Genomic DNA, 13787 nt, shown 5'->3' with positions numbered 1-13787 from the left:
GGGTATCGATCGGTCGCCCGAAATCGACCGCGCACCAGCTACTTTCGCCAAGCCAGACCCGGTGCGCACGGTATTCGTGATGAACGACGAGTTGCTCAGGCACGGCCTGATGCACGTCGCCGGGCAGGGGGACGCCATCGCACTGGTCGCCGACCTCGAGCACGGTCCCGGCCTAGCGGAACGGTTGCGCGCGCTGGCCCCCGACCTGCTGGTGGTGGGCGCCGAAGCGGCCGGCGAGCTGCCGGCGCTGCTCACCGAACTCGATCCGGCACCCAAGGTGGTGGCGGTGATCGACGGTGACGACCCCCGCGAACCCGCCCTCCCGCTGATCCGGGCCGGGGTCGACGGCGTGGTGGACCGCCGGTCCCCGTCGGCCGATCTGCTCGACACCATCGACCGGGTGATCGACGGCCGCAGCGCACTCGACGCGCGCAGCGCCGACACCCTCATCACCGAACTGCGGGCCCAGGCCGAACCGGGTTACGCACGCCTGCTCACCCGCCGCGAGGGGGAAGTGCTGGGCCTGCTCACCAACGGTCTGGACAACCGGGCGATCGCCGCCACGCTGTTCATCTCGGAGGCGACGGTGAAGTTCCATCTGCACAACATCATGGACAAGTTCGGGGTGCACAGCCGGGCCGCCCTGGTGGCCACCGTGCTGCGGGGGCGCCATGGCTGACGGCGCGGGCGGCGATATCGCGCTGCGCCTGCCGGTGCGCGGACGCGCGGTGACGGTGGCCGGATCGAACGACCGCGCACTGGCCGTCGTCGGCGCGCTGGTGTCGGCCGGGGCCGCGGTGACCGTGATATCGGCCCGGCCCGCCGCGTACCTGTCCGATCTCGCCGATCGCGGCCTGATCACGTTGCGGCAGCGCGATTTCGAGGCAACCGATCTCGACATGGCCGAACTGCTGTTCGCGCATACCGGTGTCGCCGCGACCGATCGCACCATCGCCGAACTCGCCCGCCTGCAGGGGCTGTTCTGCGTCGTCGCCGACGAACCCGAGGTGCGTCCCGACCGGGAACGGTCCGGACGGGTGATCGTGGTCGGCGGTGGGCCCGGTGATCCGGGGCTGCTCACCGTGGCCGGCCGGGATGCCCTCGGCCGTGCCGACGTGGTGGTCGCCGACCGGCTGGCGCCGGTGGGTGTGCTCAACGAGCTTGCGCCGCAGGCACAGATCGTCGACGTGTCGAAGATTCCTGGCGGCCGCCGGACCGAGCAGGGCGATATCAACGCGATGTTGATCGAGCACGCCCGCGCCGGGCGCACGGTGGTGCGACTCAAGGGCGGCGACGGGTTCGTGTTCGGCCGCGGCGGTGAGGAGGCCGACGAATGCGCACGGGCCGGGATCACCGTCGAGGTGATTCCCGGTGTCAGCTCGGCAATCGCCGCGCCCGCGGCGGCGTTGATCCCGGTCACCCATCGCGGCCTCACCCAGGGCTTCACCGTGGTGTCCGGCCATGTGCCGCCCGAGCATCCGGATTGCACGGTGGACTATGCCGCGCTGGCGCGGGCGAACACCACGATCGTGCTGATGATGGCGGTGGCCAACCTCGGCGAGATCACCCGCGCGTTGTTGGACGGCGGGTTGGCCGCGGGCACCCCGGCGGCCGTGATCGCCGACGGCACGCTGGCCGGCCAGCGGGTGATCCGGGCGGATCTGGCGACGATCGCCGCGGCCGCGCGCTCGGCGGCGGTGCGGCCGCCGGCGACCACCGTCATCGGTGCGGTGGCGGGTTTCGTGCCGGGGCGTGCCGACCGTCCGCTGGCCGCGCAATTGAGCGGCTGACCCGCCCTGGTACACCCGAAATCCGACGTTCTGGTGGGTCGGCACCCGAAAGTGCGTGCAGAACGTCGGAATTGGGCGCGCCGGGGGCGCTATCCGGGAAGCAGCCCGGCCAGCCCGGCAGCCACGGCGGCACCGATCAACGGGGCCACCACCGGCACCCAGGCGTAGTCCCAACCGGCGTTGGCCTTGCCCTTGATCGGCATCAGCGCGTAGGCCAGCCGCGGCCCGAGGTCACGGGCCGGGTTGATGGCGTAGCCGGTGGGGCCGCCGAGCCCGAAGCCGATGGTGATGACCACGAACGACACCGCCGCGTAGCCCAGGCTCGTGTTGATCTGCGGGTTGGTCAGGATCCAGAACACCAGCACAAACGTGGCGATCACCTCGGTGACGATGTTCCACGGGATGCCCCGCACGGCCGGCGAGGTGCAGAAGATCCCGCGGGTACCGGAGTTGTCGTCCATGTTGTCGAATTGCAGTTTGAATGCGGCCCAGCACAACCAGGCGCCGACGAAGCCGCCCAGCAGCTGCGCCGCCCAGTACACCGGGACCGACGACCAGGGCACCCCGCCGGACATGGCGACCGCGAGGGTGACGGCGGGGTTGATGTGGGCCCCGGACGGACCGGCGATGCTGGCGCCGGCGAACACGGCGAAGCCCCAGCCGACCACGATGACCACCCAGTCGCCGCCTCCGCCGTGCGAGAACGAGTTCTTCAGTACCACCGCGGCCACCGAGCCGTTCCCGAGCAGGCACAGCACCGCGGTGCCCAGGAACTCCCAGACGAAGATGTCGATATTCGACACGGACACACCCTTCCTCGGCCGCCAAAGGTTCTGTCGCACAGTCTTTGTGCGCCGTGCCGGGAAAGGGTGAATTCCGCGGGTTACTGCCCACTTACTGATCGAAGGGTGAGCTTTTGGTCAGGTTCTGGCAGCCGGACACCGGCCGGGGCGCAAACACCTGACCGCGGTATTCCCGGCCATTATGATCGACGGTGGGTCACTGCACCCCGCGAACGTCAAAGTCCCTGCAGGAAAACCGATTCGAAAGGTCTGTTCATGACATCCATCAGCCTGCCCGACGCCACCCGAGTGGTCGAGGCCGCGATCGAGAAGGCCCGCGAGATCGGGCAGCCGATGAACATCGCCGTCGTCGACGACGGTGGTCATCTGGTGGCGTTCGTCAGGATGGATGGTGCCATCAAGGCCAGCATCGACATCTCGATCCGCAAGGCGCGCACGTCGATTCTGATGAACGCGCCCACCGGCGCGCTCACCGCAATCGTCCAGCCCGGCGCGGAACTCTATGGGCTGGAACAGACCTGTGGCGGCTTGGTCATCTTCGGCGGTGGCATCCCGCTGACGGTCGACGGTGTGGTGGTCGGCGCGATCGGCGTGAGCGCCGGGAGTGTCGACCAGGATGTCAGCGTGGCCGAGGCCGGCGTCGCCGCCCTCTAGAACCGGCCGACCCCGGCGCGCTGCGCCGGGGTCGGTGCCGGATCAGGACACGTCCACCCAGTCCAGGGTCCGCGAAACAGCCTTCTGCCAGCCCGCGTAGCCTTGCGCCCGCTGGTCTTCCGACCACGACGGCGACCAGCGTTTGTCCTCCTGCCAATTGGCCCGCAGGTCGTACGGATCGCTCCAGAAACCGACGGCCAGCCCCGCGGCATAGGCGGCACCGAGCGCGGTCGTCTCGGCCACAACGGGTTTCACCACGTCGACACCCAGCACGTCGGCCTGGATCTGCATGCACAACTCGTTGGCGGTGATCCCGCCGTCCACCTTGAGCACCTCCAGGTGCACGCCGGAGTCGGCCTCCATCGCGTCGACGACATCGCGGCTCTGGTAGCAGATCGCCTCCAGCGTCGCGCGCGCCACGTGTGCGTTGGTGTTGAACCGCGACAGCCCGACGATGGCGCCGCGGGCGTCCGACCGCCAGTACGGCGCGAACAGTCCGGAGAACGCCGGCACGAAGTACACGCCGCCGTTGTCGGCGACCTGCCTGGCCAGCGCCTCGCTCTGCGCGGCACCGCTGATGATGCCCAGTTGGTCGCGCAGCCACTGCACCGCCGAACCCGTCACGGCGATGGACCCTTCGAGGGCGTACACCGGTTTGGCATCCCCGAACTGGTAGCACACGGTGGTCAGCAGCCCGTTGTCCGAGCGCACGATCTTCTCACCGGTGTTGAGCAGCAGGAAGTTGCCTGTGCCGTAGGTGTTCTTGGCTTCACCGGCCGACAGGCACACCTGGCCGACCATCGCGGCCTGTTGATCGCCGAGGATGCCGGTCACCGGCACTTCGCCGCCCATCGGTCCGGTGGCCAGCGTGGTCCCGTACGGCTCCGGGGACGAGGACGGCCGGATCTGCGGCAGCATCTGCCGCGGAATGCCGAAGAAGGACAACAGTTCGTCGTCCCAGTCCAGGGTTTCCAGGTTCATCAGCATGGTGCGGCTGGCGTTGGTGACGTCGGTGACGTGGACGCCACCACGAGGACCGCCGGTCAGGTTCCACACCACCCAGCTGTCGCTGGTGCCGAAGATGGCGTCACCCTTCTCGGCCGCCTCCCGCACGCCGTCGACGTTTTCCAGGATCCACTGGATCTTGCCGCCGGAGAAGTAGGTGGCCGGCGGTAGACCCGCCTTGCGGCGGATGACGTCGCCGCGGCCGTCGCGGTCCAGCGCCGAGGCGATCCGGTCGGTGCGGGTGTCCTGCCACACGATGGCGTTGTAGTACGGCCTGCCGGTGTGCTTGTTCCACACCAGCGACGTTTCGCGCTGGTTGGTGATGCCCAGCGCCGCAATGTCGTCCGGCTGCAGGTTGGTGTTGTTGAGCACCGAGGTCAGCACCGACGCCGTGCGTTCCCAGATTTCCACCGGGTTGTGTTCCACCCAGCCGGCCTGGGGCAGGATCTGCTCGTGTTCGAGCTGATGGCGCCCCACCTCGGCACCGGCATGATCGAAGATCATGGCGCGGGTGCTCGTGGTGCCCTGGTCTATGGCTGCGACGAAATCGGGCAACGCTGCTCCTAACCGTTAAGGTGTTGAGCCCGAGTCTGATCGGGTTCTTCCGCACCGCATGTCGTGTTCTCCAGCCCGCTGACGATGCGGGCCCGCGACAAGAATCGCACGCCTTCTCCGGCTTCGAGGCTAAACCCGGCTCCCCGGCCCGCGACGACGTCGATGACCATCTGGGTGTGCTCCCAGACCGGGTACTGCGGGCCGGACACCCACACCGGGACCCCGAACGGTTGGCGTTCGGAGACCACGTCGAGCATGCCGAGCAGCACGTCGCTGTCGCCGATCGGGAACTCGCCCACCAGGTAACACATCGGCGACGAACCGTCGCCGCCCGCACCGGACTGGTGAAACATCAACGGGCCGTGGCGTTTCTGCAGGTGAACCAACAGCTCCCCGGCCGGTCGAGTGATCAGGACCCGAGGTGTCATGGATCAGAAGAAGCCGGCGGCGGTTTCGCTGTAGCTGACCAGCAGGTTCTTGGTCTGCTGGTAGTGATCGAGCATCATATGGTGGTTTTCCCGACCAATACCGGACTGCTTGTACCCACCGAATGCGGCATGGGCGGGGTACTGGTGATAGCAGTTCGTCCACACCCGACCGGCCTTGATATCACGCCCGGCCCGATACGCGGTGTTACCGTTGCGGCTCCACACCCCGGCCCCCAACCCGTACAGGGTGTCATTGGCCAACGAGATCGCATCCTCATAATCAGTGAACGACGTCACCGCCACCACCGGCCCGAAAATCTCCTCCTGGAAAATCCGCATCTTGTTGTTCCCGGTGAAAATCGTGGGCGCCACATAATAACCACCATTGAGATCACCCCCGAGCTGCGCGCGCTCACCCCCGGTCACCACCTGCGCACCCTCACTCTTACCGATCTCGATATAGGACAGAATCTTCTCCAACTGATCATTGGAGGCCTGCGCCCCGATCATCGTCTCGGTATCCAACGGATCCCCCTGCCGCACCGCCTTCGTCCGGACCGCGGCGAGTGCGAGGAATTCGTCGTAGATGTCGGCCTGAATCAGACTGCGCGACGGGCACGTGCACACCTCACCCTGATTCAGGGCGAACATCGTGAACCCCTCCAACGCCTTGTCCTGATACGCATCATTCTCGGCCAACACATCGTTGAAGAAAATATTCGGCGACTTACCCCCCAACTCCAACGTGACCGGGATCAGGTTCTGGCTGGCGTACTGCATGATCAACCGGCCCGTGGTCGTCTCCCCGGTGAACGCGATCTTGGCGATCCGGTTCGAGGACGCCAACGGCTTACCGGCCTCCACCCCGAACCCGTTCACAATGTTGACCACCCCCGCCGGCAACAAATCCCCGATCAACTCGAACAAGAACAGAATCGAAGCCGGGGTCTGCTCGGCCGGCTTGAGCACCACCGCATTCCCGGCCGCCAACGCCGGCGCCAACTTCCACACCGCCATCAAAATCGGGAAATTCCACGGAATGATCTGCCCTACCACCCCCAACGGCTCATGGAAGTGATACGCCACCGTGTCCTCATCGATCTCCGAGAGCGTGCCCTCCTGCGCGCGGATCGCCCCCGCGAAATACCGGAAATGATCGATCGCCAACGGAATATCGGCATTCAGCGTCTCCCGGATCGGCTTCCCGTTATCCCAGGACTCCGCCAACGCGATCGACTCCAGATTCTCCTCGATCCGATCAGCGATCTTGTTCAACAACACCGCCCGCTGCGCCGGGCTGGACTTACCCCACCCCGGCGCCGCCGCATGCGCAGCATCCAACGCCGCCTCCACATCGGCCTCATCCGAACGCGGAATCTCACAAAACACCTGCCCCGTCACCGGCGTCCGATTCTCGAAATACCGGCCCCCAACAGGCGCCACCCACTGCCCCCCGATGAAATTCTCATAACGAGACTTGAAAGACATCAAAGCGCCCTCAGCGCCCGGGCGTGCATACACCGTCATGGGTATCTCTCCTGCATCAGGACGACGAAAATGTGTCGGTCGTCACTCAATGTACGAAGAGCAGGGTTGCAGCACCGTTGCAACCGGCGCGGTCAGCCCAGTTCGAAATCGAGTCCGGCCAGGTGACCGCCGGCCTGGGCGCGGCCGACCGGGTCGATCGACGCGCTGTTGCGCAGCGCCTCCCAGCCTTCCCGGTCATCGCGCCCTTCCGGCATCTCCAGCCAACGCCGCAGGGGTGCCATGTCGCCCCGCGAACACTCGGCCAGCACCGCACCCCGCATGCTCGCGGACACCTGCATGCGTAGCCGGGCGATCGACGGCGACACCGACTGCGGTAGCAACGGGCCGTGATAGGCGTTCAGCGCGGCCTCGACGTCGCCGAGATCGAGCGCGTCGAACACCTCGCCGATATCGGTGGTGATGGGCACCAGCAGCCGGTACGGCCGGGACGCCAGGTACTCGGCACCGATGACCTTGCGCAACCGGGACATCTCGGCCCGGACCGTCACGACGTCCAGGTCCTTGTCGTCGAGCAGGACGGCCAGGTGGTCGGCGGACAGGCCTTCGGGGTGCCGGCTGAGCAGTACCAGGATGTCGGCGTGCCGGCCGGTGAGCATGGTGGCCCGCAGGTGGCCGTACACATCGGTGGTCACCCAGCGCGGCCGGTCGGAACCCAGCACCACCAGGTGCGGCTTGCGGGTGGCCGGTTCCGGCGCGCATCCCGTCAACCGCAGCAGCGCGAGGTGGCTCTCGACCGCCAGCGCGGTCGCCCTGACCAGCGCCAAGGTCTGCGACGACGCCGCCTGGGGACCGCCGGTCAGGTCGATGGCGCCGAGCAGCGCACCGGTGTCGGGGTCGTGCAGCGGCGTCGCGGTGCAACTCCACGGCTGCACGACGCGGGAGAAATGCTCCGATCCGCGGATCTGCAGTTCCCGGTCCAGGGCCAGCGCCGTGCCCGGTGCGTTGGTCCCCGCACTGCGCTCGCTCCAGTCCGCACCCGGCACGAAGTTCATCTGTTCGGCTTTGCGGCGGGCTTTCGGGTCGCCTTCCACCCACAGCAGGGTGCCGTCGGCCGAGGTCACCGCGACGACGACACCCGCATCCACCGCGTCGTCGACGAGGAGCCGGCGGATGACGGGGAGCGCGGGCGCCAGCGGATGCGAATCACGCAACTTCGCGATGCCGGACGCCACCGCCGCGGGCCGGGCCCGGTCGAAATCCGGGTCAACCCCCTTGGCGAGGCTGCGCTGCCAGCTCTTGGCAACGACGGGCCGCACCGTCGTGGGTTCCAGCTCAGTGACATCGACCTCTCCGGCCAGGAAGAGTTCGTGCACAGCACGCAGCTCCCGAGCACTCGGACCCTTGGTCGTCCTCACAAATGATCACGCTCCCGATCACGACCGGTCGCCTCACTGCCTCGGCCGCACCCCACACCATAGCGCCAATCCGCGCCGACCGGCACGAACCCGAGAGGATCGCGGAATCCGGCCACCGGGAGTGGCATGGCGGACAGGACATTTGAATGCGTTTGTCATGTCGCCGCCCTGCACCTCAGCGCCCCCACGCGTTGGCGGCCTGCCGGTCGGTCGCGGCGATCTCATCCGCACCGGCGCGCACGGCGTTGCCCAGCCGGAACAGGATGTCTTGCAGTGCCGACGCCGACTGATCCCAGCGCAGCTGTTCGTCCCGGTAGGCCTCGGCTGCCTGGCGGGTCCAGATCTGCTGCAGCGGGGCGATCTGAGCGCGCAGATCCTCCAGCGCCGCGCTCAGCCGGGCCGAGGTGGTGTGGATGTCCTGACGCACCGAATACTCGATCTCGTCGAAATTGTAGGAAAGCGTGCTGTCCATGATGGCTCCTCACAGGTGGTTGATGACGGCGCCGATCTGCTGCGAGTGACTCTCACCGGCCTCGCGCAGGGTGCGTTCGTTGAGTCGGATGGTGTCGGCGATGCGGGCCAGGGCGGTGTGCAGTGCCAGCGCTTCGGCGTTCCACCGGTCGACGACCTCGCGGAAACGCAGCGCCGCGGCGCCACCCCACACCGACGGCGGGACCGAACCCATCCGGCCGATGAACGCTGCGAGCATCGCCCGGATGTCCTCGTTGCGGTTGTCGATCTGCCCCGCGACCGCGTGCATGAGATCGAAATCGGTGTTGAGCGAAGCCATCTGCCGTCCTCTCGTTGGGTGCCGTTACTGTGATTGGACGCCGGCGACGCCGGTTCGGTTCCCGCCACGTCACGAAATCGCGTGCGCGGACCGGATCACCTCGTCGCAGGCGGCCCTGATCTGCGCGGTCTGACCCGGCGGGCTCTGACATCCCACGGCAATCCGCACGGCGCCGTCGAGGAAGACGGCCCAGTCGATTTCCCGTCCGGCTCTGGTCTCGGTGTAACCGATGACGGTCCGGCCGCCACGCTGGGCCGTGGTCCGCAGCGCGGTGAACACGGTGGGATCCTGCCGTTGCAGCGCGGTGTCCAGCGTCGCCGCCGTCGCGGCCAGGTCGGCTTCGGCCCGGGACTGCACGATGAGCACGGCACGGTTGCCGCCCGGCTCGACGGCTTGCACCCGGCGCGAACCCGTTCCCGCGGTGATCCGTTCGACGGTCCAGCCGGCCGGCACCCTGGCCGCCACCCGGCCTTCGACCACCGATACCGTTGCGCCACCGTCCGATTCGTCACGCAGTGCCAGCGTGGTCGCCGCTACCGCCAGCAGCCCGGCGGCCACGATCCAGGGCAGCCTGCGCCGCCGTGCGTCGCCGACCGCCTTGATCGCCGCCGTGGTATCGGCCCACCCGGTGGCGGCCCGGGACAGCTGGTGGTCGCCGGTGATGGTGGCGTCGGTGCCGCCGCGACGCAGCCGGGCGGCGATATCGGTTGCGACGGTGCGCCCACCGGTCACCGCGGTGGGCACGTCGACGAGCACCGAGGCCGGTTCACCGAGGCCCGACACCACCGCCTCCGCCGTATCGCCCTGCCGCGGTACCACCAACGCCGGTGTGTGGGGTCCGTCGGTCAAGGGGCCCGCGACGACGAATTCCTCGGCGATCTCGACGAGCACCTCGACATCGGGGTGCGCCCGCCGGTACACCTGTGGCCGTTGCAGCACAAGCACTTCCGGGCTGAGTCCGGCCGCCGCGGCGCGGACCCGATCCAATCTGGTGGCGGGCCACCAGCCGGGGCAGATGAGAACGATGTCGTGGCGGGTGTCACCCAGGGTGGTGCCGAGGATCTCACCCAGCACGGCGTCCACCTCGACCGCACGATCGTCGACGACGGTGTGCCGGTCGTCCAGCGCGGCCAGCGCGGCCCGCACCGGCTCGGCCGGCACCGGGCAGGGGCCGCGCACGGTCGCCGGACCGAAAACGACTGGGGTGGTGGTCATGGTGGGTCGGCCCAGGCGATCTGGACCCGTTCATCCGGTGCCCCGCGGACACTCAGCGTCGCCCGGCCGGGCGGCAGCCGAACCGGCCGGGTGGAGCCCAGTAACACCCCCTCTTCCGGTCCCGCGCTCATCATCAGGCCGGCGCCGCCGAGTTCACGCACCGCGGCCAGCAGTGGATCGAACAGTGCCCGCGCGGCCCCACCGGACCGGCGGGCCACGATCACGTGCAGGCCCAGATCCCTGGCGTGCGGGAGGTATTCGAGCAGCGGCCCGAGCGGGTTACCTGAGGCGGCCGCAACCAGGTCGTAATCGTCGACGACGACGTAGATGTCGGGGCCGGACCACCAGGACCGGTCCCGCAACTGTCGTTGTGTCACGTCGATCCCGGGCCGGCGGTCGCGTAACCGCTGCAGGACCGGCTCCAGCCGCGACTGCACGGCGTCGGCCGAGATCGCGTAGCCGGCCAGATGTGCGGATTGGACCACCCCGAGCAGGGCGCGCCGGTAGTCCACGATGAGCAGTTGCACGTCGTCGGGACCGCCGGAGCTGGTCAAGGCCAGGCACAGTGTCCGCAGCGCGGCGGTCTTCCCACACCCGATGTCACCGAGCACGATCAGATGCTGGTGTTCCGCGAAATCGATTGTCACCGTGTGCATTGCACTCTCCCCGATGCCGATGGGGACGACGCCGGCCGTGGCGGGCGGCGGTGCACCGTCGGGCCAGGTCAGCTTGGCAGGCAGCACTTCGATGCGGGGCGCCGCCACATCGCCGTGCCGCACGCGCAGCGCCTGGACAGCCGCCCCGGTGTCCAGGCCGAACAGGGTGGGTCGCGCGATCAACGAGAACAGGCCGTCGCGGGTGAGGCACGCGCCGGGGCCGCGGTCGGCGAGCAGCCGGGCGCGTTTGCGATCCATCTCCGATTCGGTGGGCTCGCCGAGCCGTAGTTCGATGCGGGTACCGAGCTGATCCTTGAGCGCCGGCCGCAGTTCGGCCCATCGCGACGCCGCGATGACGACGTGGATGCCGTGCGCCAGGCCCTGGGCGGCCAAGGCGGTGATGGCGTCCTCCAGACCGTCGCCACCGTCGCACACCTGGCGCATGGCCGCCCATCCGTCGACCACCAGGAACACCTCGCCCTGATCGTCGGGCCCATTCGCCTCTCGCCGCCGCAGCAGATCGTGCAGGTGCCGCACGGCGCGCCGGGCCAGTTCGGTGTCGGCACGGCCGGCGTAGACGCCGGTGTGCGGCAACGCCTCCAGCGACGCCAAGCCACCGCCGCCGAAGTCGAGCAGATAGCACTGGACCTCCCCGGGATGGTGGGTGGCGGCCAGTGCCAGCACGATCGAGCACAGCGCGGTCGACTTCCCGGAGCGGGTGGCGCCGACCACCGCGGCGTGGCCGGTCGCGCCGGTCAGGTCGATCAGCAGGGCGTCGTGCCGTTGCGCGAACGGGTTGTCCACCAGTCCTACGGGGACCCGCAGCGGGCCGGCGCCGTGTGCGCGGAGCAGGTCGCCGAGCGACGGTGACTCCTTCAGCGGGGGAAGCCAGACCCGGTGTGCCGGTGCGCCGTGGCCGGCCATCCGGTCCAGGACGGTGTCGAGCAGGGTGGACCGCCGGCCCGGAGTGCTCGCCGACCGGTCTGGCACCGGCGCCGCGGTGAACGGACGCACGGCCGCGGCCGGTGTGCGCACCGGTGCGGCGACGGGACCCGAGACGTACGCGGTGTGGAACCGGACGGTCTCACCCGTCGGCGTGCGCAGGTACGCCGCCCCCGGCGCGGCCGGGAGCTGATAGGCGTCCGGGATGCCGAGCACGGCACGGGATTCCCCGGTCGAGAACGTCCGCAGGCACACCCGGTAGGACAGATGCGTGTCCAGTCCGCGCATCCGGCCCTCGTCGAAACGCTGGCTGGCCAGCAGCAGGTGCATGCCCAACGAGCGGCCGACCCGGCCGATGGCGACGAAGAGGTCGGCGAAATCTGGTTGCTGGCTCAGGAGTTCGGAGAACTCGTCGACGACGATGAACAACACCGGCAGTGCCGGCAGGTCCGCGCCGGCGGCCCGCGCCCGGCGGTAGTCGTGCACGCCGGCCAGGTTGCCTGCCGCCCGCAGCAGTTCCTGCCGCCGGTTCATCTCACCGGTCAGCGCGTCCCGCATGCGGTCCACCAGGTGCGCCTCGTCGGCCAGGTTGGTGATGACCGCCGCCACGTGGGCGGCCCGGTCCAGGCCGAGGAAGGTGGCGCCACCCTTGTAGTCGATCAACGCCAGATTGAGTTCGTCGGGTGGATGGGTGGCGATCAGTCCGAGGATCAGCGTGCGCAGGAACTCCGATTTCCCCGATCCGGTGGCACCGATGCACAGCCCGTGCGGGCCCATGCCGCCGTGCGCGGCCTCCTTGATGTCCAGCGTGACGGGTTGACCGCGCTCGCCAGGTGTCGTCGTGAACCCGATCGGTACCCGCAGTCGATGCTCGTCCGCGCGGGGCCGCCACCGCTGCGCCGGATCGAAGTCTCCCGATGCGACGCCGATCAGTTCGGGCCAGCCCGCCGGGGCGGCCGGCCCACCGTCGGGTGCGTGCCCGGCGATCCGCCGGGCACACCGCAATGCCGGCCCGGGGCCGAGTTCGTCCGGGCGGCAATCGGCGGTGACACTGGCGGGCGCCGCGCCGACGTCGAACACCGTCACGCCGGCGGCGATCGCGGTGTCCGAGACGTCCACACCGTCCACCACGATCACCACGCGCACGGCATCCAGGGCCGCGCAGGCGTCCTGCGCGGCGGCCAGGTCGGTGAAGGTCAGTCGCCGCGGCCCGGCGCCGTCGAGCACCAACGGGTCCCGATGGTGCGGTAGCCATTTCAGCCAGTCCCAGTGGGTGTCACCGGGCGGTACCACGGCAGCGATCCGGACATCGGTCGGTCTGTGCAGGGTGGCGAGCTGACACACCATGGCGCGCACCATGTTCCGGGACACCACGGGGTCGGAGTCGGTCGGCACCCGATCGCGCTCCCCCACCGCGAGCGTGACCGGGACGTCGTCGAGCAGCGCCCAGCGTTCGAGCACGTCCCGCAGCGCGCCGTCGGTCACCGGGTCGATGTCGTCGGCCGGGCCGGGCTCGGGCGCGATCAAGGGTGTGGCCAGTGGCGCGGGCCCGAGGCCGAACCTGATCACCCCGAAATCCGGGTCGCCGGGACGGCGCTCCCACATGCGCGGCCCGCCGGCCACGGTCCACAACGCCGCCGGGTCGGGGTGCCGCCAGTGCAGCCAATCACGTTGTCGGCGTGCGGTCTTCGCGGCTTCTTCGACGACGTCGTCGAGGTAGCGCAGGTATCCGCACCGCGCGGCATTGACCTCGGCGGTGCGGCCGCGGAAGGTGTGTGCCAGCGTGCCCATCGCCGAGGCCAACATCATCACCGGAAAGAGCAGGAACATCGGATTGCGTGAGGTGCCCTGGCCGGAGTTCAGGTACACGGCGGCCATCCCGCCGATCGCCACCAGCATCACCACGGGCAGCAGCCGCGTCAACGGGTTGACCGGCTGGACCGCCGGCAGGTCGGGCGGCCGCCGCAACTCCACCACACCGGATGGCGGCTGGGCCGGCTCGACAGGTTCCATACCCTGTCCGACGCATCGGTGCGCCAAGCGGTT

12 protein-coding genes are annotated in these 13787 nt (G+C 69.0%); 3 read left to right on the top strand and 9 right to left on the bottom strand.

Annotation, left to right across the window (positions count from 1 at the left end; translation table 11 throughout):
* Positions 1-79 precede the first annotated feature (79 nt).
* Positions 80-679: a response regulator transcription factor gene (locus tag BN977_RS31555; protein ID WP_109790333.1), complete on the top strand. Its 600-nt coding sequence runs from the start codon at positions 80-82 to the stop codon at positions 677-679.
* Entirely contained in the window at positions 672-1790 is a 1119-nt protein-coding gene (gene cobA / locus BN977_RS22985) for a uroporphyrinogen-III C-methyltransferase (protein ID WP_084172653.1), read from the top strand. The genes BN977_RS31555 and cobA overlap by 8 nt, the downstream gene beginning before the upstream one ends.
* Before the next feature lie 89 nt (positions 1791-1879).
* On the opposite strand, the gene BN977_RS22980 is transcribed toward cobA, so the two are convergent.
* A complete protein-coding gene (locus BN977_RS22980; RefSeq protein ID WP_036404217.1) occupies positions 1880-2593 on the bottom strand; it encodes an MIP/aquaporin family protein in 714 nt (237 codons plus the stop codon).
* Between the two features lie 255 nt (positions 2594-2848).
* On the opposite strand from BN977_RS22980, the gene BN977_RS22975 reads away from it, so the two are divergent.
* Positions 2849-3247 (top strand): GlcG/HbpS family heme-binding protein, encoded by a 399-nt coding sequence (locus BN977_RS22975; protein ID WP_024455536.1) that lies wholly within the window; start codon positions 2849-2851, stop codon positions 3245-3247.
* A gap of 42 nt (positions 3248-3289) precedes the next feature.
* Here BN977_RS22975 and glpK read toward each other — a convergent pair whose 3' ends face one another.
* From glpK to eccCb, 8 genes are all read right to left on the bottom strand, one after another.
* On the bottom strand, positions 3290-4756 hold the full coding sequence (gene glpK / locus BN977_RS22970) for a glycerol kinase GlpK (RefSeq protein WP_234709718.1): 1467 nt from the start codon (positions 4754-4756) through the stop codon (positions 3290-3292).
* A 59-nt stretch (positions 4757-4815) separates the two neighbouring features.
* On the bottom strand, positions 4816-5235 hold the full coding sequence (locus tag BN977_RS22965) for a DUF779 domain-containing protein (RefSeq protein ID WP_024455538.1): 420 nt from the start codon (positions 5233-5235) through the stop codon (positions 4816-4818).
* Positions 5236-5238: 3 nt separating this feature from the next.
* Positions 5239-6762, bottom strand: a complete 1524-nt coding sequence (gene adh / locus BN977_RS22960) for an aldehyde dehydrogenase (RefSeq protein WP_036401753.1) — start codon at positions 6760-6762, stop codon at positions 5239-5241.
* 92 nt (positions 6763-6854) lie between these two features.
* Positions 6855-8096 (bottom strand): helix-turn-helix domain-containing protein, encoded by a 1242-nt coding sequence (locus BN977_RS22955; protein WP_024449952.1) that lies wholly within the window; start codon positions 8094-8096, stop codon positions 6855-6857.
* Positions 8097-8313: 217 nt separating this feature from the next.
* Positions 8314-8610: a WXG100 family type VII secretion target gene (locus BN977_RS22950; RefSeq protein ID WP_036401747.1), complete on the bottom strand. Its 297-nt coding sequence runs from the start codon at positions 8608-8610 to the stop codon at positions 8314-8316.
* A 9-nt stretch (positions 8611-8619) separates the two neighbouring features.
* Positions 8620-8928 carry a WXG100 family type VII secretion target gene (locus BN977_RS22945; protein ID WP_036401745.1) on the bottom strand — a complete coding sequence of 103 codons (309 nt, stop codon included), beginning with the start codon at positions 8926-8928 and terminating at the stop codon, positions 8620-8622.
* Between the two features lie 69 nt (positions 8929-8997).
* The gene (locus BN977_RS22940; protein ID WP_036401743.1) at positions 8998-10143 is read right to left on the bottom strand and encodes a type VII secretion-associated protein; all 1146 of its coding nucleotides are present in this window, start codon (positions 10141-10143) and stop codon (positions 8998-9000) included.
* Positions 10140-13754, bottom strand: a complete 3615-nt coding sequence (gene eccCb / locus BN977_RS22935; protein WP_036401740.1) for a type VII secretion protein EccCb — start codon at positions 13752-13754, stop codon at positions 10140-10142. The genes BN977_RS22940 and eccCb overlap by 4 nt, the downstream gene beginning before the upstream one ends.
* Positions 13755-13787 lie beyond the last annotated feature (33 nt).

This window comes from Mycolicibacterium cosmeticum, assembly GCF_000613185.1.
Taxonomy (GTDB): Bacteria; Actinomycetota; Actinomycetes; order Mycobacteriales; family Mycobacteriaceae; genus Mycobacterium; species Mycobacterium cosmeticum.
Note: the sequence above shows the minus strand (reverse complement) of the source record. Positions and strands in the feature narration are given on the sequence as shown.